22 protein-coding genes are annotated in these 23,690 nt (G+C 58.0%); 5 read left to right on the forward strand and 17 right to left on the reverse strand.

What is annotated here, in order from left to right:
* Nucleotides 1-16: 16 nt before the first annotated feature.
* Complete coding sequence (locus CPA59_RS16455) at nt 17-433, forward strand: helix-turn-helix domain-containing protein (protein WP_049842601.1); 417 nt, start codon at nt 17-19, stop codon at nt 431-433.
* 485 nt (nt 434-918) lie between these two features.
* Here CPA59_RS16455 and guaA read toward each other — a convergent pair whose 3' ends face one another.
* Entirely contained in the window at nt 919-2,496 is a 1,578-nt protein-coding gene (gene guaA, locus CPA59_RS16465; RefSeq protein WP_038666867.1) for a glutamine-hydrolyzing GMP synthase, read from the reverse strand.
* Between the two features lie 87 nt (nt 2,497-2,583).
* Complete coding sequence (guaB, locus tag CPA59_RS16470; RefSeq protein WP_038919844.1) at nt 2,584-4,047, reverse strand: IMP dehydrogenase; 1,464 nt, start codon at nt 4,045-4,047, stop codon at nt 2,584-2,586.
* 171 nt (nt 4,048-4,218) lie between these two features.
* Between guaB and xseA the strand changes: the two genes are divergently transcribed.
* The 3 genes from xseA (at nt 4,219) to CPA59_RS16485 (ending at nt 7,094) form a co-directional block, all read left to right on the forward strand.
* Nucleotides 4,219-5,604 (forward strand): exodeoxyribonuclease VII large subunit, encoded by a 1,386-nt coding sequence (gene xseA, locus CPA59_RS16475; RefSeq protein WP_107760121.1) that lies wholly within the window; start codon nt 4,219-4,221, stop codon nt 5,602-5,604.
* A gap of 91 nt (nt 5,605-5,695) precedes the next feature.
* Nucleotides 5,696-6,745, forward strand: coding sequence for a M4 family metallopeptidase (locus CPA59_RS16480; protein WP_049854861.1), 1,050 nt, complete (start codon nt 5,696-5,698; stop codon nt 6,743-6,745).
* Nucleotides 6,726-7,094, forward strand: a complete 369-nt coding sequence (locus CPA59_RS16485; protein WP_038919848.1) for a protealysin inhibitor emfourin — start codon at nt 6,726-6,728, stop codon at nt 7,092-7,094. Before CPA59_RS16480 ends, CPA59_RS16485 begins: the two co-directional genes overlap by 20 nt.
* Nucleotides 7,095-7,233: 139 nt before the next feature.
* On the opposite strand, the gene CPA59_RS16495 is transcribed toward CPA59_RS16485, so the two are convergent.
* The 10 genes from CPA59_RS16495 to ndk form a co-directional block, all read right to left on the reverse strand.
* Nucleotides 7,234-7,470 carry a zinc ribbon domain-containing protein gene (locus tag CPA59_RS16495; protein ID WP_107760124.1) on the reverse strand — a complete coding sequence of 79 codons (237 nt, stop codon included), beginning with the start codon at nt 7,468-7,470 and terminating at the stop codon, nt 7,234-7,236.
* 80 nt (nt 7,471-7,550) lie between these two features.
* Complete coding sequence (gene der, locus CPA59_RS16500; RefSeq protein WP_038919850.1) at nt 7,551-9,041, reverse strand: ribosome biogenesis GTPase Der; 1,491 nt, start codon at nt 9,039-9,041, stop codon at nt 7,551-7,553.
* Nucleotides 9,042-9,181: 140 nt separating this feature from the next.
* Complete coding sequence (gene bamB / locus CPA59_RS16505; protein WP_107760126.1) at nt 9,182-10,363, reverse strand: outer membrane protein assembly factor BamB; 1,182 nt, start codon at nt 10,361-10,363, stop codon at nt 9,182-9,184.
* A 10-nt stretch (nt 10,364-10,373) separates the two neighbouring features.
* Entirely contained in the window at nt 10,374-10,994 is a 621-nt protein-coding gene (locus CPA59_RS16510; protein WP_038666844.1) for a YfgM family protein, read from the reverse strand.
* Nucleotides 10,995-11,007: 13 nt separating this feature from the next.
* The gene (gene hisS / locus CPA59_RS16515) at nt 11,008-12,282 is read right to left on the reverse strand and encodes a histidine--tRNA ligase (protein WP_107760128.1); all 1,275 of its coding nucleotides are present in this window, start codon (nt 12,280-12,282) and stop codon (nt 11,008-11,010) included.
* Nucleotides 12,283-12,434: 152 nt separating this feature from the next.
* A complete protein-coding gene (gene ispG, locus CPA59_RS16520; protein WP_049854858.1) occupies nt 12,435-13,556 on the reverse strand; it encodes a flavodoxin-dependent (E)-4-hydroxy-3-methylbut-2-enyl-diphosphate synthase in 1,122 nt (373 codons plus the stop codon).
* A 36-nt stretch (nt 13,557-13,592) separates the two neighbouring features.
* Nucleotides 13,593-14,594, reverse strand: coding sequence for a cytoskeleton protein RodZ (gene rodZ / locus CPA59_RS16525; RefSeq protein ID WP_038919855.1), 1,002 nt, complete (start codon nt 14,592-14,594; stop codon nt 13,593-13,595).
* The gene (pilW, locus tag CPA59_RS16530) at nt 14,584-15,339 is read right to left on the reverse strand and encodes a type IV pilus biogenesis/stability protein PilW (RefSeq protein WP_100849966.1); all 756 of its coding nucleotides are present in this window, start codon (nt 15,337-15,339) and stop codon (nt 14,584-14,586) included. Before pilW ends, rodZ begins: the two co-directional genes overlap by 11 nt.
* 200 nt (nt 15,340-15,539) lie before the next feature.
* On the reverse strand, nt 15,540-16,718 hold the full coding sequence (locus CPA59_RS16535) for a bifunctional tRNA (adenosine(37)-C2)-methyltransferase TrmG/ribosomal RNA large subunit methyltransferase RlmN (protein WP_100849967.1): 1,179 nt from the start codon (nt 16,716-16,718) through the stop codon (nt 15,540-15,542).
* Between the two features lie 172 nt (nt 16,719-16,890).
* Nucleotides 16,891-17,322, reverse strand: a complete 432-nt coding sequence (ndk, locus tag CPA59_RS16540) for a nucleoside-diphosphate kinase (RefSeq protein WP_038669379.1) — start codon at nt 17,320-17,322, stop codon at nt 16,891-16,893.
* Between the two features lie 281 nt (nt 17,323-17,603).
* Here ndk and sseA point away from each other — a divergent pair, with 281 nt between their 5' ends.
* Nucleotides 17,604-18,458, forward strand: coding sequence for a 3-mercaptopyruvate sulfurtransferase (gene sseA / locus CPA59_RS16545; RefSeq protein ID WP_107760130.1), 855 nt, complete (start codon nt 17,604-17,606; stop codon nt 18,456-18,458).
* An 80-nt stretch (nt 18,459-18,538) separates the two neighbouring features.
* On the opposite strand, the gene sseB is transcribed toward sseA, so the two are convergent.
* The 5 genes from sseB to hscA form a co-directional block, all read right to left on the reverse strand.
* Nucleotides 18,539-19,336, reverse strand: a complete 798-nt coding sequence (gene sseB / locus CPA59_RS16550; protein WP_038666825.1) for an enhanced serine sensitivity protein SseB — start codon at nt 19,334-19,336, stop codon at nt 18,539-18,541.
* Between the two features lie 542 nt (nt 19,337-19,878).
* Nucleotides 19,879-21,174 (reverse strand): aminopeptidase PepB, encoded by a 1,296-nt coding sequence (pepB, locus tag CPA59_RS16560; RefSeq protein WP_038919859.1) that lies wholly within the window; start codon nt 21,172-21,174, stop codon nt 19,879-19,881.
* 99 nt (nt 21,175-21,273) lie between these two features.
* A complete protein-coding gene (gene iscX, locus CPA59_RS16565) occupies nt 21,274-21,474 on the reverse strand; it encodes a Fe-S cluster assembly protein IscX (protein ID WP_013318961.1) in 201 nt (66 codons plus the stop codon).
* An 11-nt stretch (nt 21,475-21,485) separates the two neighbouring features.
* Nucleotides 21,486-21,821, reverse strand: coding sequence for an ISC system 2Fe-2S type ferredoxin (fdx, locus tag CPA59_RS16570; protein WP_013318962.1), 336 nt, complete (start codon nt 21,819-21,821; stop codon nt 21,486-21,488).
* Between the two features lies 1 nt (nt 21,822).
* Complete coding sequence (gene hscA / locus CPA59_RS16575; RefSeq protein WP_107760134.1) at nt 21,823-23,673, reverse strand: Fe-S protein assembly chaperone HscA; 1,851 nt, start codon at nt 23,671-23,673, stop codon at nt 21,823-21,825.
* Nucleotides 23,674-23,690: the final 17 nt, after the last annotated feature.

The raw sequence follows: 23,690 nt of genomic DNA on the forward strand, positions 1-23,690 counted from the left end.
ACAAAAAGGTAAGTATATGAGTGATTTGCCAGTTTTTCAGACCGATGGCCTGCAACCTTCATTATCAGAGCAAGTCCGTCGAGGCGAATTGCAGACCGTGGATTGCCCTTCAAGAGAAGTACTGAAGCACATGACGAGTCTGTGGGGGGTACTCATCCTGCTGGCTTTACGCGGCAGCACACTGCGCTTTAGTGAGCTGCGACGGCGTTCACCCAAAGTGAGTGAAAAAATGCTGGCGCAAACATTGCAATGCCTGGAGATGGATGGATTCATCCACCGTGTTTCCTATCCAGTCGTGCCGCCTCATGTCGAGTACAGCCTGACGCCTCTAGGTTCAGAGGCCGCAGAGCAGGTGTCGGTTCTTACCGACTGGATAGAAACTCACTTGCATCGTGTGATGGACGCCAGACGGTCAAATGGCATAGGGGAATAAAGCAAAGCCCAGACTAAAACCGCCAGGTCAACGCAATGCTATGTCACAAGAGGAAATGGACGGCTCGCTTGTCAGGGAGTGACGGTACCGGCAGTCGATACCATGACATACATGCCGTTCCGGTCGGAAACCTTATACGGACTGGCTTTGGGCTTGAGAGTACGCAATGCGGCGTCGGAGAGCATCACGTTTTTCCTCCTGTTCAATGGCGGTTGTTACCGTCAGGGGTCAGGAAGTCTAAAGATGCAATGAAAGCCGCATCACGTCTAACTTCGGGAGGGAATTTTTACCGTCACGACCGAAACAGAATCAATCATCAACGGCAGGGTGTTAATCCGGGTCTTTTGGCTTACCGTCGCCTCTACCGCCAGCCGGTTCTGCTGACTGGCGGTAGCCACCGATAGTCACCACAATCAATTTAATGAAGAATCAAACTGTCGTGGTGATTTTTCGATAGTTGGCGATTGTTTCTGAAGAAACTTGGATCATTCCCACTCAATCGTAGCCGGCGGCTTGCCGGACACGTCATAGACGACCCTTGAAATCCCGTCGACTTCGTTGATGATGCGGTTGGAGACGCGGCCGAGGAATTCGTACGGCAGGTGCGCCCAGTGCGCGGTCATAAAGTCGATGGTTTCAACCGCGCGCAGTGAAACGACCCAGTCGTATTTGCGGCCGTCGCCCATTACGCCGACGGAACGCACCGGCAGGAACACGGTGAATGCCTGGCTGACTTTGTCGTACAGGTCCGCTTTGTGCAGCTCTTCGATGAAGATAGCGTCAGCACGGCGCAGCAGATCGCAGTACTCTTTCTTCACTTCGCCCAGTACGCGCACACCCAAACCCGGCCCCGGGAACGGATGACGGTACAGCATGTTGTACGGCAGGCCCAGTTCCAGACCAATCTTGCGCACTTCGTCTTTGAACAGCTCTTTCAGCGGCTCAACCAGCCCCAGCGCCATGTCGTCCGGCAAACCGCCGACGTTGTGGTGCGATTTGATGACGTGCGCTTTGCCGGTGGCGGAAGCGGCGGACTCGATCACGTCCGGATAGATGGTGCCTTGCGCCAGCCATTTCACGTCGGTCAGCTTACCCGCTTCTTCGTCGAACACGTCCACGAATACGCGACCGATGGTTTTGCGTTTGGCTTCCGGGTCGTCAATGCCCGCCAGTGCGGACAGGAAACGCTCTTCCGCCGGCACATGGACAATGTTCAGGCCGAACTGATCGCCGAACATCTCCATCACCTGCTCGGCTTCGTTCAGGCGCAGCAGACCGTTGTCTACGAACACGCAGGTCAGGCGATCGCCGATGGCGCGGTGCAACAGCAATGCGGTCACCGAGGAATCGACACCGCCGGACAGGCCGAGAATCACCTTGTCTTTACCCACCTGCACGCGGATGCGTTCAACTGCGTCGTCGATGATTTTTGCCGGGGTCCACAGCGCCTCACACTGGCAGATGTCGCGCACAAAACGCTCCAGCATACGCTGGCCCTGACGGGTGTGGGTCACTTCCGGGTGGAACTGCACGCCGTAAAAACGTTTTTCTTCGTTAGCCATGATGGCATACGGGCAGGTGTCGGTGCTGGCAACGGTCACGAAGTCAGCCGGGATGGCGGTGACTTTGTCGCCGTGGCTCATCCACACATCCAGCAACGGCGCGCCGCTAGCGCTGACGGCATCCTGAATGTCGCGGATCAGCGCGCTGTTGGTCTTGACTTCCACCTGCGCATAACCGAACTCACGCTCGCTGGAGCCTTCTACCTTGCCGCCCAGTTGCATCGCCATAGTCTGCATGCCGTAGCATACGCCCAGTACCGGCACGCCTGCCTGGAAAACATATTCCGGCGCGCGCGGGCTATTGAACTCGGTGGTACTTTCCGGGCCGCCGGAAAGGATGATGCCATTCGGGTTGAACTCGCGAATCTGCGCTTCGGTGACATCCCATGCCCACAGTTCGCAGTATACGCCCAGCTCACGCACGCGACGTGCCACCAGCTGCGTGTATTGCGAACCGAAATCCAGAATAAGAATGCGATGTTGATGAATGTTTTCTGTCATGAGAGGCGTATTCCACTACGGAGCGAAAGAAAAATTGAACCCGGCAAGTTTACCGGGTTCGTAACATTAAATCAGCCGGTAACGCGCTTAGCCCATGCGATAGTTCGGCGACTCTTTGGTGATGGTCACATCATGAACGTGACTTTCCTGAATACCGGCGCCGCTGATGCGCACAAATTCGGCTTTGGTGCGCAGCGCGTCGATGGTCGGGCAACCGGTCAGACCCATGCAGGAGCGCAGGCCGCCCATCTGCTGGTGTACGATCTCTTTCAGGCGGCCTTTATAAGCCACGCGGCCTTCGATACCTTCCGGCACCAGTTTGTCGGCGGCATTGTCAGACTGGAAGTAACGGTCGGACGAGCCTTTGGACATCGCGCCCAGAGAGCCCATGCCGCGGTAAGATTTAAACGCGCGGCCCTGATACAGTTCGATCTCGCCCGGCGATTCTTCGGTGCCGGCCAGCATGGAACCGACCATCACGCAGGCGGCGCCGGCGGCGATGGCTTTGGCGATGTCGCCGGAGAAACGGATACCGCCGTCGGCAATCACCGGAATGCCGGTGCCTTCCAGCGCGTCAACCGCATCGGCAATCGCGGTAATCTGCGGTACGCCCACGCCGGTCACGATACGGGTCGTACAGATGGAGCCGGGGCCGATACCCACTTTCACCGCGCTCACGCCGGCTTCGGCCAGCGCGCGTGCGCCAGCGCCCGTCGCCACGTTACCGCCGATGATCTGTAGCTCCGGGTATTTGGCGCGGGTTTCGCGGATACGCTGCAACACGCCTTCGGAGTGACCGTGCGAGGAGTCGATCAACAACACGTCCACACCGGCGGCGACCAGCGCGTCGATACGCTCTTCGTTACCGGCGCCGGCGCCAACTGCTGCACCCACGCGCAGACGACCGTGTTCGTCTTTACAGGCGTTCGGCTTACGTTCAGCTTTCTGGAAATCTTTTACCGTGATCATCCCGACCAGACGGAATTGCGCATCCACCACCAGCGCTTTTTCGATGCGGCGCTCGTGCATTTTCTGCAACACCACCTCGCGGGCTTCGCCCTCTTTTACCGTCACCAGACGTTCTTTCGGGGTCATGACCGCGCTGACCGGGCGGTCCAGATCGGTGACGAAACGCACGTCACGACCGGTGATGATACCGACCAGCTCATTGCCTTTCGTTACCACCGGATAACCGGCGAAACCATTGCGTTCAGTGAGTTCTTTCACCTGACGCAGCGTGGTTTCCGGGGTTACGGTCTGCGGGTCGACCACCACGCCGCTTTCATGGCGCTTCACGCGGCTGACTTCTTCCGCCTGGCGCTCAATCGGCATGTTCTTGTGAATAAAACCGATGCCGCCTTCCTGCGCCAGCGCAATAGCCAGCCCGGACTCGGTCACGGTATCCATTGCGGCGGACAGCATGGGAATGTTCAGACGGATGCGCTGAGTCAGTTGCGTGCTCAGATCGGCCGTGTTGGGCAGAACCGTGGAATGGGCTGGAACGAGGAGAACATCATCGAAGGTCAGAGCTTCTTTAGCGATACGTAACATGGCAATATCTCACCGGAAATGGGATGGGAATTAGATAAAATATTGCCGCGGCATTATACAGGGCGAAATCGATTGCCTCCAGTATTTTTTTATAAAAATGCTTGCGAACCGCCCACTGACCGGTAGTATTGATGGATTAACTCTCTGTTTTACTATTTGATCCGGGTCACAATGTCCTCATTGCCGTCATCCGCCATATTTACCGTCAGCCGCCTGAATCAGACGGTAAAACAGTTGCTGGAAGGTGAAATGGGCCAGATCTGGCTCTCCGGTGAAATATCCAATTTCTCCCAGCCCTCCTCCGGTCACTGGTACTTTACGCTGAAAGACGAGCGCGCTCAGGTGCGTTGCGCCATGTTTCGCACCAGCAATCGGCGGGTCACCTTCCGACCGCAAAACGGGCAGCAGGTGCTGATTCGCGCCACCATCACACTGTACGAACCGCGCGGCGACTACCAGTTGCTGGCTGAAAGCATGCACCCGGCAGGCGACGGCCTGCTGCAACAGCAATTCGAGCAGTTGAAACAGCGCCTGTCGGCGGAAGGGCTATTCGATCAACAGTACAAGCAATTGCTGCCCAAACCGGCGCGTCAGGTTGGCGTCATTACCTCCGCCAGCGGCGCGGCGCTGCACGATATCCTGCATATTCTGCAACGGCGCGACCCTTCGCTGCCGGTGGTTGTCTACCCGACTGCGGTGCAGGGCGTGGATGCGCCGGCTCAAATTGTGCGGGCCATTGAGCTAGCCAATCTGCGTCAGGAATGCGATGTGCTGATCGTCGGCCGCGGCGGCGGATCGCTGGAAGACCTGTGGAGCTTCAACGATGAGCGGGTGGCGCGAGCTATTTTTGCCAGCCGCATCCCGATTGTCAGCGCAGTCGGTCACGAAACCGATGTGACCATCGCCGACTTCGTGGCGGATCTGCGCGCGCCGACGCCTTCTGCGGCAGCGGAACTGGTCAGCCGTAACCAACTGGAGCTGCTGCGGCAGATTCAGTCTCAGCGCCAGCGGCTGGAAATGGCGATGGACTACTATCTGGCGCAACGTCAGCAGCAATTCGTCAGGTTGCAGCATCGGCTGCATCAGCAACATCCGCAACTGCGTCTGGCCCGCCAGCAGACGCAATTACTTCGCCTGCGTCAGCGTCTGGACGAAGCCATCCAGTTGCAACTGCGTCAACAGACTCGCCGTCAGGAACGTGTTGTCCTGCGGCTACGGCAGCATCAACCGCAACCACGCCTGCACCGTGCGCAGCAGCAGGTGCAGCAGTTGCGCTACCGCATGCAATCCGCGTTGGAAAAGCAACTTAATCAGCATAAACAACGATTTGGCGAAGCCTGTTCCCATCTCGAAGCCGTCAGCCCGCTGGCGACGCTGGCCCGCGGCTACAGCGTCACCACCGCCCCGGATGGCAAAGTCATGAAACACACCGCTCAGGCCATCAAGGGCGATATCTTGAAAACTCGGCTGCAGGATGGCTGGGTAGAGAGTCAGATCACTGAAATCAAAAAAGAATCTACTAAACCGCGCGTCAGACGCCAGACGAAAAATATTTAGTGATTAGGCTATACTTATCGTGTCATAACTGTGATAGATCAGTGTTGATAATATGTTGCAAACCATACTGCAAGGCATAAGGAGATGAAGTATGCAATCCGCCCGTAACATCATTCCGCCCTATATTCTGCATCGCATTATCAACAATGGATCGGATGAGGAACGTCGTTGCGCGCAACAAACTCTGATGCACGTGCAGTCACTGATGGTGGCCCCAGTCATCCACCCCGATGACCATGAGGAACACCCTGCCGGCAAGATACAGCGCAATATCTACGACGCAGAGCACCAGCAGACATTGCCCGGCAAACGAGTACGGACGGAAGGTCAGCCGGGAAATGGCGATATCACTGTTGATGAAGCCTATACCTATCTGGGCATTACCTATGACTTCTTCTGGAAAATCTTCGGTCGTAACTCTTTGGACAACAAAGGATTGCCGCTGATCGGCAGCGTCCACTACGGCAAGGATTACCAGAATGCGTTCTGGAACGGGCAGCAGATGGTGTTTGGCGACGGCGACGGCAAAATCTTCAATCGTTTCACTATCGCGCTGGATGTGATCGCCCATGAGCTGTCGCATGGCGTGGTGGAAAGTGAAAGCAACCTGCTGTACTTCCGCCAGTCCGGCGCGCTTAACGAATCACTCGCGGACGTGTTTGGCTCTATGGTCAAACAGTACTACCGCAATCAGAAGGTACAGCAGGCGGACTGGATTATTGGTGAAGGACTGCTGGCCGACGGCATCGATGGTAAGGGCCTGCGTTCCATGGCGCGTCCCGGCACCGCCTATGACGACCTGTTGCTGGGCACCGACCCACAACCTGCCCATATGCGGGATTTCGTCAATACCCGCGAGGACAACGGCGGCGTACACCTGAACTCCGGAATTCCCAACCGTGCCTTCTATCTGGCGGCTATGGCGCTGGGCGGCTACTCCTGGGAAAAAACCGGGCGTATCTGGTACGACGCCCTGTGCGACAAAGCGCTGCCGCAAAATGCGGATTTCTCCATCTTTGCCAGATTTACCGTGGAACACGCCAAAAAGCGCTTTAATGAAGCAGTAGCCGACGCTGTGCTGCGTGCCTGGCATCAGGTCGGGGTCGACACGGGAATTCTTAATGAGCACGAACAGGAATAACCTGCCCGATTTGACGGATGATGTGATTATTGAACTGGCGCGCGAGGGCGGTTTCGCCTGGATCCCCAGACTGGCCGGCCTGCGCCGCTTCGCGCTGGCCGAAGTCCCCGCCGCCAAGAAGGAGAAACTCTGCGCCATGCTGCGTGACGTTCTGCCGGCAGCGCAGCAACCCGGTCAGCCAGACTCTCCCGGCCGCGGAGATCAGTTCTACTACCGTATCCATATTCACTACTGCAATACGCCGGATACCCGCCAAACGGACTGGGTATTGCTGATCCCCGAGCAGAGCGCGCCATCGGAGCTGGAAGCCTTGTGGCGCAATGGTCTGGACGACGATCAAACCTCCTGACGGCTACTTAGAGCCTATCCCAATAGGGCTATCTTACTTGCCATTTTGGCCCTGGGCAGTACTCGAAATCCTCACGTACTACGTGTACGCTCCGGGTTCTCCGCGCTGTCCGTGTCCAAACTGGCTGCGCCAATTACGCCTATTGAGATAGGCTCTTAGGCTGGTAACGAATGACCACGCGGGAACGTGAAATCAGCCCGAGACCGTCGGCGCACAGATAACTTTCCGCCCCACAGGCGCGCAATACCTGCAACGGCTGTTCGCATTGCGGACACAGCGCCAAACGCAGCAAATCTCGCTGGCAAGCCTCACAACGGTACTGTTCATTGCCGCACCACACCATCGACTGCTGACACTCGGGACAATAAGCGTCCATCGCCCTTCTCCGGATCACACATGAAAAACGGGGCAGAATCGCTCCTGCCCCGATATAACAGCGGGTTTACACCGCTATGCTTACTTGCCTTTCTTGAGGTGCTGCATCAGGCGTTTACGCTTGCGCAGCTGATTCGGCGTCAGCGTGTTGCGTTTGTCGGCGAACGGGTTTTCCCCTTCCTTGAACTGAATACGAATCGGCGTTCCCATGACATCCAGCGAGCGCCGGTAGTAGTTCATCAGGTAGCGCTTGTAGGAATCAGGCAAATCTTTGACCTGATTGCCGTGGATCACTACGATCGGCGGATTGTATCCCCCGGCATGGGCGTATTTCAGCTTCACACGACGGCCACGCACCAACGGCGGCTGGTGGTCGTCCGCCGCCATCTGCATGATGCGGGTCAGCATCGCGGTTCCCACACGGCGGGTGGAACACTCGTAGGCTTCGTTGACGGATTCAAACAGGTTGCCCACACCGCTACCATGCAGCGCCGAAATAAAGTGAATGCGGGCAAAATCAATGAAACCGAGGCGCAGGTCGAGGGTTTCCTTCACCTGCTCCTTGACCTCCTGCGACAGTCCATCCCACTTGTTCACCACAATGACCAGCGAACGGCCGGAGTTGAGGATAAAGCCCAGCAGCGACAGATCCTGATCGGAAATCCCTTCGCGGGCGTCAATCACCAGCAGCACCACGTTAGCGTCTTCGATCGCCTGCAATGTCTTGATCACCGAGAACTTCTCGACGGCATCGGTAATCTTGCCGCGTTTACGTACCCCGGCAGTATCGATCAGCACGTAGTCACGACCATCGCGCTCCATCGGGATGTAGATACTGTCGCGCGTGGTGCCCGGCATGTCGTACACCACCACCCGCTCTTCCCCGAGAATACGGTTGGTCAACGTTGACTTACCGACATTCGGACGGCCGACGATAGCCAGTTTAATCGGCAGCCCTTCCAGATTCAGCGCATCGTCTTCACCTTCTTCGCCATCGCCGTCGCCTTCACCGAGCTGTTCCGCCCAGTAAGCCGCGTTCGCTTCTTCTTCGGTCAGTTCACGCGTTTCCTGCACCGGATCGACGGCAAACGGCAACAGCACCTTTTCCAGCAGAGAAGTGACGCCACGACCATGCGACGCCGCAATCGGATACACCTCGCCCAGCCCGAGCGAATAGAAATCGGCAATACCGGTATCGATATCGATGCCATCGACTTTGTTGGCAACCAGAAACGTGTCTTTTTCACGCGTACGCAAATGCTGAGCAATGGCGTGATCCGCCGGCATCAGGCCATCGCGGGCATCCACCAGAAACAGCACGATATCCGCTTCTTCAATCGCCAGCAGCGACTGCTCGGCCATGCGCGTTTCCACGCCATCTTCATTACCGTCGATACCGCCGGTATCGATAATAATGAATTCATTTCCCTCCACCTCAGCACGACCATACTTGCGGTCACGCGTCAGCCCAGGGAAATCCGCCACCAATGCGTCACGGGTACGCGTTAAACGGTTAAACAGCGTGGACTTCCCCACATTCGGGCGCCCGACCAGCGCGACGACAGGTATCATTGTTACAACCTCATTGCTTATATTTCAATTCGTTACAGCAGAAAGGACTGCTGATGATAAAAGACGAAACGGCCCCTGACAGTATCAGGAGCCGTTATGGGGATAGCGGATACACCGCCCGTCCCGGTCATGCGAAGCGGTTAACGGGTAAAGGCGTAAACCTCGCCGCCTTTAGCCTGCACCAGCAGCTTGTCGCTGGCGACCACCGGCTTGCTCAGCAGGCCGGAGCTATCTACTTTCTGCTGGACCACAAAGCGGCCGTCAGTCGTGTTGACCCAGTGCAGATAGCCTTCGGCATCGCCGACCACCAGATATCCATTATACAACGCCGGCGCCGTCAGGTTACGGTGCAGCAGATCGCCCTGCCGCCAGATCACCACGCCGCCGTTGGTGTTCAGCGCCGTAATGCGATCGTCCTGATCGACCAGATAAATACGATCGCCATCGACGATGAAATCATTCACCGAACCAATTTCACGCTTCCAGGTAATCTGCCCGGAACGCAGATCCAGTGCGGTCAGGTTGCCATTATATCCCAGTGCATACACCACGTTGCCTGCCACGACCGGCGTGGTGTCGACGTCGTTCAGACGAGCGATTTCAGTCGCGCCGCCCGGCTGGGAGATACGTTGCTGCCAAATCAACTGACCCTGATTGATCATTACCGCGCTGACACGCCCGTTGTCGCCACCGACAATCGCCGCGCCAAACGCCGTCACCGGCGCAGACTCGCCGCGCAGCGACAGCGACGGCATATCCAGATTCACGGTCCATTTGATGGTGCCGTCAGACTCGCTGAGCGCCTGCAACATGCCGTTGCTGGTATGAACGATCACCACGCCATCGCTGACCACCGGGCTGGATAATACTTCACCCGCCACTTTGGTCTGCCACTGCACAGTACCGTCGTCAGCGTTCAGGGCGAACAGCTGCGCGCGTTCGCTCCCGACATAAACATGGTTGCCCGACACAGCCACGCCGCCCGACAGCAGCGCCGGACGGTTGCTGGACAGCAGACCGGTTTTCTCCGCCAGATCGGCGCGCCATTTCTCTTCGCCGCTATTAAGATCCAGCGCTTTTACCGTGCCGTGACGATCGGCCGCATACACGCGGCTGTCCTGCCAGGTCGGATGCAGGTTGGAGTAGAACTCACCGGTACCGTCTCCAACGGAGCGACTCCAGACTTTGGTGGGGGTAAACTGGTTGGTCACCTGCGGCAGCGGAGACATTTTGACCACGTCTTCCTCGCGATCGAACAGCGAACAGCCGCTCAGCAGGGTGACGGAAACCAGTCCGACCAAAAGTGTTTTACGCAGTTGCATGAAGTCCCTCTTAGCTGGGCAGATTGTTCAGTTTGATACGTAACAGGGATTGCAGCCCCTGAGAAGGTTTCGCCGCCATGCCTTTGTTGTAGGCATCACGCGCGCCCTGATTGTCGCCTTTGCTCGCCAGTACGTCGCCGCGAACATCGGCTACCATCGCCGTCCAGCCTTCCAGCTTGATGGCATCGAGCGTTTTCAACGCATCATCCGGCTTCTTCTGCTGCAACAGTACGCGAGCCAGGCGCAGATTGATCAGCGCCTGCAAATCGCCATCTTTGGTCTGGCTCAATGCCTGACGGAGCTGCTGCTCGGCTTTGGCGATATCATTTTTTTCAACGAACTGGTGCGCCAGCGCCAGCGAAGCCAGCGCGCCGTAATTGCCATGATCGCCGGTGACAAACTTTTCAGCGCCGGCAACGCCTTCCGGCGTACCGGCAGACAGAGATTCGGTCACTTGCTGATAGGCAGCGGAAGCCGCCATCGCGTTGCTTTCCTGATGGTTTTGCCAGAAACGCCAGCCTACCAGGGCGCCGATACCCAGCACCACGCCGATAGCCAACGCCTTGCCATTCTCGATAAAGAAGCGGCGAATCGCCTCAACCTGCTCGTTTTCAGTGCTATAGACTTCCACGCTGCCTTTCTCCTTAATTCAGTAACGCCGCCAGACGCGCCGCCACATCCGCCTGAGCCAGGGTTTCCTGCTCGCCGCTGGTCAGGTTTTTCACCACCACCTGCCCGGCAGCCACTTCGGTTTCGCCCAGCACCAGCGCAACCCGCGCCCCGCTCTTGTCCGCGCGGGCAAACTGTTTCTTGAAATTACCGCCGCCGTAGTTGGTCATCAGCTTCAACTGCGGCAGCGCGTCGCGCACTTTTTCTGCCAGCTGAATCGCTGCATGCTGCGTGCCGGCACCGGATGAAATCAGGTACGCGTCTACGCCAGGCTGCGCCGCGAACGCCGGATTGACGGTCTGCACCAGCAGCACCAGACGCTCCAGCCCCATGGCAAACCCCACCGCCGGCGTACTGGAGCCGCCAAGCTGTTCGACCATGCCGTCATAACGACCGCCGCCGCACACCGTCCCCTGAGACCCCAGACTACTGGTAACCCATTCGAAAACGGTACGGTTGTAATAGTCCAGTCCGCGAACCAGCCGCGGATTAACCTTATATGGGATGCCGGACTGGGTTAAAAGTTCACACAATTCATCGAAATGCGCGCGAGAGTCGTCATCCAGATAATCGGTCAGCACCGGTGCGTTATCCAGCAACGCCTGCACCTGAGCATTCTTGGAGTCGAGCACACGCAGCGGATTGGTATACATACGACGCAGGCAGTCTTCATCCAGCTGATCTTTGTGCTCTTCCAGGAAGGCAATCAGCGCTTCGCGATAGCGGGCGCGGGCGTCCAAAGAGCCGATCGAGTTCAGTTCCAGATTGACGTGCTGATCGATACCCAGCACGCGCCACCAGCGGGCGGTCATCAGAATCAGTTCCGCATCCACATCCGGTCCTTTCAGACCAAACACTTCACATCCCAACTGATGGAACTGGCGATAACGCCCTTTCTGCGGACGCTCGTGGCGGAACATCGGGCCGATATACCACAGCCGCTGCTCTTGATTGTACAGAATGCCGTGCTCGATTCCGGCGCGGACACACCCTGCCGTGCCTTCGGGACGCAAAGTCAGGCTGTCGCCATTGCGGTCCTCAAAAGTGTACATTTCCTTTTCAACCACATCGGTTACTTCGCCGATCGCACGTTTGAACAGCGAGGTCTGCTCGACGATCGGCATACGGATTTCGCTATAGCCGTACCCGCGGAGTACCTGTTTCAGGCTGTCTTCAATACGCTGCCACAGTGCCGTTTCGGCTGGCAGGTAGTCGTTCATGCCACGGATGGCTTGAATATTCTTTGCCACGTCAGTTCTCTATGCGTTTTCAGAAATTAATGCGCTTTTAAAAAATAGACCCGATTATAGGAGCAACGACGCAATGTCTTCAATGTCGCTGCCGCTATCATCGGGCGCTTCAATTCAGGAATTGGTGCCGGATCGCATTCGCGCAGACCGGATCACTTATCCACCATATTGACGGCGATACGCTGTTTTTCATCCAGCATAGACGCCTTGGCGCGGATCCTGGCTTCCAGTTGGTCGATCATATCGTCGTTGTCAAAACGTTCTTTCTGGCGGACGCCGTCTTCGTAAAAACCGCTCTTCTTGTTGCCGCCGGTTACGCCCAGCGTCGATACCAGCGCTTCGCCTGGACCGTTGACCACGCAACCGATGATCGATACATCCATCGGCGTGACGATGTCTTCCAGCCGCTGTTCCAGCGCGTTCACCGTGCCGATCACGTCGAATTCCTGACGAGAGCAGGTCGGGCAGGCAATGAAATTGATGCCGCGGGAACGGATACGCAGAGACTTGAGAATATCGAAACCGACCTTGACCTCTTCCACCGGATCGGCCGCCAGCGAGACGCGCAGCGTATCGCCGATACCTTCAGAAAGCAGCAATCCAAGGCCGATAGCGGATTTCACCGCGCCGCTGCGCGCGCCGCCTGCTTCGGTGATCCCCAGATGCAACGGCTGATCGATACGGGACGCCAGCAAGCGGTAGGACTGCACCGCCAGGAACACGTCCGACGCTTTGACGCTGACCTTGAAGGTGTGGAAATTGAGACGATCGAGAATATCCACATGGCGCATGGCGGATTCCAGCAGCGCTTCCGGCGTCGGCTCGCCGTATTTTTCCTGCAGATCCTTTTCCAGCGAACCGGCGTTCACGCCAATGCGGATCGGAATATTTTTGTCGCGCGCGCAATCCACTACCGAACGGATACGCTCTTCGCTACCGATATTGCCGGGGTTGATGCGCAGGCAATCGACCCCGTATTCCGCCACTTTCAGCGCGATACGGTAGTCAAAATGGATATCCGCCACCAGCGGCACATCCACCTGTTGTTTAATCAGACGAAATGCTTCGGCGGCGTCCATAGTCGGTACCGAGACGCGCACGATGTCCACGCCAACCCTTTCCAGCGACTTGATCTGCCTGACCGTGGCGTCAACGTCGGTAGTGCGGGTATTGGTCATCGACTGCACTGCAATCGGCGCGCCATCACCGACAGGCACCTTGCCGACGTAAATCCGGGTTGATTTGCGGCGGTTGATGGGTGCGGGGTTATGCATCACTTCTTCTCCACAATTGCCAGTGCGACGGCACGATTACTGAGCCGTCAGCGTAATACGAGCCACCTGATGGCTTTTGACAAAACGGCTCAAATCCACCGGTTTGCCCTGAAACTCGACCTGCACCGCGCCCGGCGCGCCGATTTTTAACCGGTACGGCGCCTGGCCGGTCAGGTTCAGCACATTGCCGTTACGCTGCACGCCGCTGAACAGTTTCTTGCCGGCCGCATCGACCACTTCCAGCCAGCAATCCGCGGTAAAGCGCATCACGATGGCACCCGGCGCGCCGGAAGCATCAGCCGCTGGCGCAGTACTGGCCGGCGCGGTGGCAGACTGATTCAGCAACGGCTGATCTGAAACCGATGTCGAAGCCTGAGGCGCCGCGCTGGCAGGCGCGTTAGTCGTCGGAGCGACTGGCGTAGCAACGGCAGGCTGTGAAGGCGCGGCGGCAGGCGAGTTAAGTACGATAGGCTGCCCGTTGCCGGACGGCGCGCCCGCCACGCTTTCATCGTTATCCACCGGTTCCGGATCGCTGTTCGCATCAGCGGCCTGCCCGTCTTTACGGTTCTGGGACGCGTTGGCGTGATCCACCATCGAATTGATTTCCTGCTGCTGCGCCTGATGGTTCTGCCACCACCAGGCCACCGTCAGGCCCAGTACGCCAAGCAGAATCAACCAGGTGAACAGCATCAGCCAGCCATCGCGCTTCTTGCGGCTTTTGCCCAACGCCAGGCTCTGCATCGGCGCCACATTGGAGACGCGACTCGGCACGACCTGTTTTTCCAGCATCGGCAGCAATTCGTCTTCAGGGAGGTGAACCAGTCGGGCATAAGAGCGGATATAACCGCGCAAAAAGGTAGGAGCAAGGCCAGCGGGCGTATTGTTGTCTTCTATTTCGCGAACGGTCGACACTTTCAGGCACAACCGTTCTGCAACAACCTGTTGCGTCAGTCCCAACCGCTCGCGCGCTTCACGCAAACGTTCGCCAGGGGTCATTATCGTTGCTGCAGTATTATCTTGAGTGGCTTCAGTATTCATTAGCTAAGAACTGCTGGTACTGTTTGGATTGTGGAAAACTTCGCGCCAGCAATCCGCCATAACGTTTAACCTCGTCATGATGCCCCGCCAGCGCGGCGAAACGAATCTGTAGCCACAGGCTTTCGGCGTTTGCCGTAAGCAATGGCTGGTAAATATTCAGGAGCAATCGCGCCTGATCATAGCGCCCGGCGGCAAAGCGGCTGTTCGCTTCCGCCAGAAGCCGGTTTCCCCTGGCGGGATCGTATCTCAGCGCACGGCTGAGCCACTGACTCGCCTCATCCGGCTTACCGGCATTGAGGAAACAATATCCCGCGTTCTCAAGTGCATCGGCAACCTGATGGTAATCAGGGAGTTGCGCCGCAGCTGCGAACTGCCGTTGCGCCGCTACATACTGCCCTAAACCACAGAGAAACGCACCGTAATTATTCATTACGCCGCCGTTGGCGGGCGCCTGCCGCAGCAGGCGACGATAACGTGTCTCAGCGGCCTGATTCTCGCCGATGCGCTGCTCGTACAGCGCCATTCCCAACTGGGTCCGGTAATCATCCGGCGCGAGTTGTTCCGCTTTTTGCAGATTGTCGCGCGCGGCATCAAGATTATTACGGGCCAGATACTCCAGCCCCAGTTGCAACCGCGTCTGCGCCGCCGCGGGACTCACCTGTTGCGATGGCGTTTGCGCGCATCCAGCCAGCAATCCCATGCCTGCGGCCAACGCCACGGCTTTACCCAGTAACATCCGTTTCATCCCTGACACTCCTCTCGCGAGCCATCCTGGCTCGTCGAATCCGTGACATGTTACCGCAATCTGCCACCCGTGACAGCCCGCCACCGATGGCGGCCTACACGGTGCAGTTGTAGGTCATCAATGACCACACCGTATGATAAGCCCCGAAAACGCATTTATCACCTGCTTTCCTGAGAAGGCAGGTTGATTTGACGTCAATTTCAGACGGTTTTTACCGCAATCGTGTCGTGTTGCATCTTTTTCTTCAGCGTACGTTTGGTGCGATCCACCACTTCTCCCGCCAACTGACCGCAGGCGGCATCAATATCATCACCGCGGGTTTTACGCACGATGGTGGTGAAGCCGTACTCCATCAGCACCTTGGAAAAACGATCGACACGGCTGTTGGAACTGCGGCCGTAAGGTGCGCCGGGGAACGGGTTCCAGGGAATCAGGTTGATCTTGCACGGCGTATCTTTCAGGCACTCGGCCAGTTGGTGGGCATGCTCGGTACCGTCGTTGATGTGATCCAGCATCACGTATTCCACGGTCACACGCCCCTGATTGGCGTTGGATTTCTCCAGATAGCGACGCACGGCGGACAGGAAGGTTTCGATATCATACTTTTTGTTGATCGGCATGATTTCGTTACGGATTTCATCGGTCGGCGCATGCAGGGAAATCGCCAGCGCCACGTCGATCATGTCGCCGAGCTTATCCAGCGCCGGCACCACGCCGGAAGTCGACAGCGTAACGCGGCGTTTGGACAGGCCGAAACCAAAATCATCCAGCATGATTTCCATCGCCGGCACCACATTGGTCAGGTTCAGCAGCGGTTCGCCCATCCCCATCATCACCACGTTGGTGATCGGGCGCTGACCGGTCACTTTAGCGGCGCCGATAATTTTCGCCGCGCGCCATACCTGCCCGATAATTTCGGATACGCGCAGGTTGCGGTTGAAGCCCTGCTGCGCCGTAGAACAGAATTTGCACTCCAGCGCGCAGCCAACCTGCGAGGAGACGCACAGCGTGGCGCGATCTTCTTCCGGAATGTACACCGTTTCCACGCGCTGACCGTCAACCAGAATCGCCCACTTGATGGTGCCATCGGAAGAGCGTTGTTCGTCCACCACCTCGGGCGCCCGAATTTCCGCAATCGCCTGCAGCTTGCCGCGCAGCACCTTATTAATGTCGGTCATCTGGTTAAAATCATCACAGCAGTAGTGATAGATCCATTTCATGACCTGATCGGCGCGGAACGGCTTTTCACCCAGTTCGGCGAAAAAAGCGCGCATTTGCTGACGGTTGAAATCCAGCAGGTTGATTTTTTCATTGCTGTTAGCGGCAACGGCGATGGCGTCAGCCACAGCGACGACGGGAGATACGGTTTGCTCAGACATAAATTGACTCATGGCCTCGTTGTTACACGTTATGGCGCGAAAGGGAAACGGATAATAAAGAAACGCCCCGGCTGAGCACGTGCTCATCCGGGGCGCGGCATTGTACAAATTTTATAACACCCGCGCTACCTCAGCCGCATTTTTTACCGGGGAAGGCGGTGTTTCGCCAGAATTAGCGGGTACGCGGGAAAACTTCGTCCGCGCTGAAGAAATAAGCGATTTCACGCTCGGCGGACTCTACGGAATCAGAACCGTGCACCGCGTTTTCGGTGAAGCTGTCGGCGTAATCCGCACGCAGCGTGCCAGCCAGTGCGTTGGCCGGGTTGGTGGCGCCCATGATATCGCGGTTACGCTGCACCGCGTTTTCGGCCTGCAGTACCTGAACCATGATCGGACCGGAGGTCATGAAATCCACCAGACCGTCAAAGAACGGTTTGCCCTGATGCTCGGCGTAGAAACCTTCCGCCTGCTCACGGCTCAGGTGCAGCATTTTAGAAGCAATAATAGTGAAACCCGCGCTTTCAAAACGGGCGTAAATCGCGCCGATTGCGTTTTTGGCAACTGCGTTCGGTTTGATAATAGAGAAGGTACGTTCTACCGTCATATTGGCCTCATCCAACAACATTCAGTAACAGCCGGTTTGATAAAATTATAATACCAGCCAGTGTAAAGTGGCGCAGATTATAGAGGCACCGCCATGACTTTCCCATCGGGAAAATAACATTTTCGTAAAAAAAATTTATCCTGATTACCCATACGTATATAACAGGATTGATCCAGACGCGGCGTTAACGTCAGACGTCTTGCCCGGGTCAAAAAAATTCCAGACAATGCAATATCTTGTCTCATTCGGGGCCGAAGAACCGGCCCACACGGGGAGGTTTTATGTCCACATCCGCCGCCGGACTGTTTGTTAGCGCGTCCTGGCTGAACGACCATCGCCACGATGCTGATATCGCCCTGATTGACGCCCGCATGTTGCCGCCGGGCAATGATACGCGCGATATCGCCGCCGAATACCGGGCGGAGCATCTGCCGGGCGCCGTCTTTTTCGATATCGAATCCCTTTCCGACCATCAAACCCCGCTGCCGCACATGATGCCGGACATCGCCGCCTTTGCCGACGCGCTGGGCAAACTGGGGCTGAACGAGCAGCAGCATCTGGTGATTTACGATGAAGGCAACCTGTTTTCCGCGCCGCGCGCCTGGTGGATGCTGCGGCTGGCAGGCGCTGCCCGCATCTCGATCCTGAGTGGCGGTCTGGCGGGCTGGAAGCAGCAAGGGATGCCGCTGGAACAGGGCAACGTCTCGCCGACCGCCCAGGTGTTTCACGCCCGGACGCCCGCCGCCGGCGCCATTCGTTCGCTGGATGACGTGCTGACCCTGTGTCAAACCGGCGACGAGCAGATTGTCGATGCCCGCCCCGCTCCCCGTTTTCTCGGCGAGGTGGACGAACCGCGGCCAGGGCTGCGCCGCGGTCATATTCCGGGGAGTTTCAACGTTCCGTGGAACTTGCTGGTTGAGAGCGGCGCGCTGAAGCCGACAAACGAGCTGGCCGCTATCTTTCATCAGGCCGGCGTCGACATCCGCCGCCCGATTGTCGCCAGCTGCGGCTCCGGCGTGACGGCATCGGTGGTGATGCTGGCGCTGTTTGTGCTCAACGCGCCGCAGGTTTCGCTCTATGACGGTTCATGGAGCGAATGGGGCGCACGGGACGACGTGCCCGTCGTCACCGGGTGATTCGCCGGTAAAAAAAACGGCACAGGGCAAATCCGCCCGTGCCGTTTTTTTATTCGTTTCGTTCCGCCTTTAGCCGTGAGCTATGCCTGGCCGCTATTCTTGAACTCGCGCAGGAAACTGCCCCATTTCCGCTCGTAAAACGGCGTGGTATGGCGAATCAGGAAGTGGCTGATGCCGGGTTGCTCATTGCTCACCAGACAGAGATCGATCGGGCGATCGTCCGGCTGGGTATCGGTCGCCACCGATCCGGCCGCCTGAATCAACTCGTCTAAGTCGTCGCCATCAGCATCCAGACCGATCAGCAGGTGCGGCTGCTCTTCATCCGGCTCCTGAATCTGCGCCAAAAACGCCCGTTTTACGTTACGGTGTTTGCTGAACAGTTGGGTCAGAGAATCGATCATCTGCGCCGGCATCTCGGCCGGAATACCGATTTTCAGTTCGGTGCCGCCATCCAGAATGTGCTGCTGCACCAGACTACTGCCCTCGCCGGACAACAGGTGTTCGATCTCCTGCGGCAGAAATTCTTTGCCATACGGCAGCTTGGGGTTCAGAAACAGCGTTGCGCCACGGGTGATATCAAACAGCGTTCTGACCGGCAGCGCCAGAAACGCCTGCTCGTCGGTCACCGCCAGTTGCAGCGCCTCCAGCGACGAGAAGAACGGAATCGCGGAATGGCCGTCCGGTTTTTCCCAGTGCTGCAACTGCAGCCCGCTGCCTGCCTGCAGGCTGCCTTCGCCAAACGTTTGGTCTTCTTCGCTGTGGCCCAGCACATACACCGTGGCCTCCAGCAGTTCGCTGAAAAACTCGGGCCGGTGCGCCGGTTCCGATGCGGCCAGCTTTAACACCTCTTCCAGCCGATTGTGGGGTGAAAACTCCATAACTCTCCTCAACGCTTAACGTTAGCGGTAAGTACAACACTAGGGGGGAGCATTTGCTCCCAGTGAAGCTGTAGACAAACAGCCGTGTTGTCTTGCGAACGGTGAATTTTGTCTGGTCAGTGAATAGTTTCGTGCGGGATAAACGGTGTAGTTTCTTTGCCATTCCATCGCACGCACGACAAGGAGAGGCTCAGCGCCGCCTCTCCTTGACCACTGGCTGGTGGCTAAACTGTGCCGCTGACGCGGTGCCTTCGGCGTTCGACTTCGCTGTTCGGGCCGCCCGTGACGCGGTTACTCGCCCCATCCCTGGGGCTCGCCCTTCGGGCCAGCGCAAACGCTGTTCAAAAACGCTCCCGGCGTTTTTGTCCGGCGCGGCACGGGCTTTCGCCGCGTCCATGCGGCTCACCCGGCGAAGTCGCTCACCTCAGCACAGTTTTTGACGCCAGAAAAACCCTTCGTTTTTCACTTATAGGGTTTGCCTGCAACCTTACAAACAGCGTCCGTTCCCTGTTTTAGCATCTCTGCCTGTCTGAACAGATGGCTCAACCCGCTTTGCTTAGCAGGAAGTCGGCCAGCGTGCGCACGCCCAGACCGGTTGCGCCGGCAGACCACTGTTCTACCGCCGACTTGCGGTAGGTGGCGGAACAGTCAATATGCAGCCAGCCTTGCTGATAGTTTTTCACAAAGTGAGACAGAAACGCCGCCGCCGTACTGGCGCCCGCGGTATGCGCCGCGCCGGCCACGTTATTCAGCTCGGCGAAGTTGGACGGCAAATGCTGGCGGTGGAATTCTTCCAGCGGCAGGCGCCAGAACGGTTCGCCTTCACGGCGGGCGCTGTCCATCAGTGAATCGATCATCGCGTCATCGAAACTGAACAGCGCGTGATAATCATTGCCCAGCGCGGTTTTGGCGGCGCCGGTCAGGGTCGCGCAGTCAACAATCCACTGCGGGTTCTGTTCAGACGCGTCAATCAGGCCGTCAGCCAGCACCAGACGCCCTTCGGCATCGGTATTCATCACTTCGACGGTTTTACCGTTGCGATAGCGGATGATATCGCCCAGACGGAACGCATTGCCGCTCACCATGTTGTCGGCGCAGCACAGGTACAGTTTCACGCGCTGCTGCAGGCCGCGGGCCGCCGCCAGCGCCAGTGCGCCGGTCACCGTCGCCGCACCGCCCATATCGGACTTCATGGAATCCATGAAGCTGCTGCCTTTCAGGCTGTAGCCGCCGGTATCAAAGGTGATGCCTTTGCCGACCAGACAGGCCAGCACCGGCGCGTCCGCCTTGCCGCTCGGGTTATAATCCAGCGCCAGCAATACCGGCGAACGTTCGGAACCGCGCCCTACCGTATGCAGGCCGGCGTAGTTCTGCTCACGCAGATCTTCGCCTTTGGTAATGCGGTAAGAAATCGCCTCGCCCGCCACGCTGCACAGCAGGTCGATAGCGCGGGTCGCCAGCTGTTCCGGCCCCAGATCTTCCGCCGGCAGGTTGATGGTGTCGCGCACCCAGTCAACGATCTTCAGACGACGATCCAGCTCCTGTCGCTGCGCGTCCGCCAGTGTCGCCCACTCCACCGCGCGTTTGCCTTTCGGACCGCGATATCCCTGCCAGAACGCCCAGCTGCTTTCCAGATCCCAGCCTTCACCGGCCAGTTTGACGTGTTTAATGCCCTGCCCGTCGATTTTGCGGGCCGCGCGCTGGATGACGGTCAGCGGTTTATCGCCGGACAGATGAATGGTAAATCCCTGCTCATTGGCGGTTAACGAGGCTTTCTCACCCCAGCGGGCGTCCGCTGGCTGATGGGAAAGCGTAATCAGCATCGCTTCAGTTGTCATACATCTACTCCAGATTGGGCCTGATTATCATCAGCCCATTATCGCCATGATAAAAAAGAGAAAACGGGCCGCCTCAAGGCAGCCCGTTGACCAGTTTGGTTATTCGGCTTCGTCCAGCCACACCAGCAGGATCGCTTCCAGGATTTTTTCGTTAGAGGCTTCCGGCTCGTCGTCAAACTCATCCAGTTCGCAAATCCAGCGGTGCAAATCGGTGAAACGCACGGTCTTCGGATCGACATCAGGATAGAGATCGTACAGCGCTTCGCCGATTTCACGGCTATCGGTCCACTTCAGTCCCATGACTCCCCCTATCAATGCTCGCGTGCGTGGTTAATGGTATAACGCGGAATTTCCACCACCAGATCTTCATCGGCGACGCGCGCCTGGCAGCCCAGACGGCTTTCCGGCTCCAGCCCCCAGGCTTTATCCAGCATGTCGTCTTCGTCTTCGGTGCTTTCCGCCAACGAATCAAATCCTTCACGGACGATACAGTGACAGGTGGTGCAGGCACAGGATTTTTCGCAAGCGTGCTCAATCTCGATGCCATTGCGCAACGCCACGTTCAGAATAGTTTCACCACTGCTCGCTTCCAGAACTGCCCCTTCCGGACACAAGTCCTGATGCGGCAGAAAAACAATCTTGGGCATGTTATACCTCGTCCACGGAATGCCCCGCCAGCGCGCGGCGGATAGACTCATCCATACGGCGGGCGGCGAATTCCTGGGTTTGTTGATCTAATGTTTTAATCGCGGCCTCAATGGCTGAGGCGTCGGTTTCCTGCGCGGCCTGTTGCAGTTGAAGGCTGGCGACGTCGATCGCGGCTCGCTCTTCGTCGTTCAACAAGGCGGCATCCGTCGCCAGCGCGCTATTGAGGCTTTCCAGCACGCGCGCCGCTTCCACGCGCTGCTCGGCCAGCAGACGCGCGCCGATGTCGCTCTGCGCGTTCTGCATGGAATCGGTAATCATGGCGGCGATCTCGTCGTCGCTCAAACCGTAGGACGGCTTCACCTGGATGGAGGCTTCCACCCCGGTGGATTTTTCCATCGCGGTCACGCTCAGCAACCCGTCGGCGTCCACCTGGAACGTCACCCGGATATGCGCGCCGCCGGCAGGCATCGGCGGGATGCCGCGCAGCGTGAAACGCCCCAGCGAACGGCAATCCTGCACCAACTCACGCTCGCCCTGCAACACATGGATCATCATCGCGGTCTGGCCGTCCTTGAAGGTGGTGAATTCCTGCGCGCGCGCCGCCGGGATGGTGGTATTGCGCGGAATCACTTTCTCGACCAGCCCGCCCATGGTTTCCAACCCCAGCGACAGCGGAATCACGTCCAGCAGCAGCATTTCGCTGTCGGGCTTGTTGCCCACCAGAATATCGGCCTGAATCGCGGCGCCGATAACCACCACCTTGTCTGGATCGATAGACGTCAGCGGCGTGCGGCCGAAGAATTCGCCTACCTGCTCACGCACCAGCGGCACACGGGTGGAGCCGCCGACCATTACCACCTCTTTCACCTCATCCGCGTCAACGCCGGCGTCTTTCAACGTGCGACGGCAGGACAACAGCGTACGTTTCACCAGCGGCGCAATCAGCGTGTTGAACTGCTCGCGGGTGATGTCGCCTTGCCAGCCCGCCACCGATACCGGCACGGTTTGTGCGTCGCTCAAGGCAATCTTGGTCTGTATGGCGGTATTGAGCAGCACCTGCTGCAATTGATGATCGTCTCGGGCCGTGATCCCGGCCTGCTCGCGAATCCACTCGACCAGCAAGTGGTCGAAATCATCGCCGCCCAGCGCGGAGTCGCCGCCGGTGGCCAGCACTTCAAACACGCCGCGGCTAAGACGCAGAATAGAGATGTCGAAAGTGCCGCCGCCCAGATCATACACGGCGATCACGCCTTCCTGGCCGGAATCCAGCCCATAGGCAATCGCCGCCGCGGTAGGTTCGTTAAGCAAGCGCAACACATGCAGACCGGCCAGCCGGGCCGCGTCTTTGGTGCCCTGACGCTGGGCGTCGTCAAAATAGGCCGGCACGGTAATCACCACCCCGTCAGGCAGCCCATTCAGCGCCTCTTCGGCACGCCGGGTCAGCGCCGTCAGGATATCGGCCGACACCTGAATCGGGTTGCGCGGGCCGGCGGCGGTCTGCAACACCGGCAGGCCATTCTCACTGGCTTCAAACCGATAAGGCAAATGGGGATAGCGCTGACGGATATCGGAGAGCGAGCGTCCCATCAGCCGCTTGACGGAACTGACGGTGTTTACCGGGTCGGCCGCCGCCTGCTGGCGCGCTTCCCAACCAACGGTCAGCCCGTCGGCATGGTAGTGGACGACAGACGGCAACAGATCGCGTCCGTCATGATCGGGCAGCGTTTGCGTCTCACCGCTGCGGACGGTGGCGACCAGGGAATGGGTGGTCCCCAGATCAATCCCGACGGCCAGACGACGCTGATGCGGCGCCGCACTCAGCCCCGGCTCACTGATTTGTAATAAGGCCATATTGAGCTTCCATCAAT

This window comes from Dickeya sp. Secpp 1600, from assembly GCF_003049805.1.
In the GTDB taxonomy this organism is placed as follows: Bacteria; Pseudomonadota; Gammaproteobacteria; order Enterobacterales; family Enterobacteriaceae; genus Dickeya; species Dickeya fangzhongdai.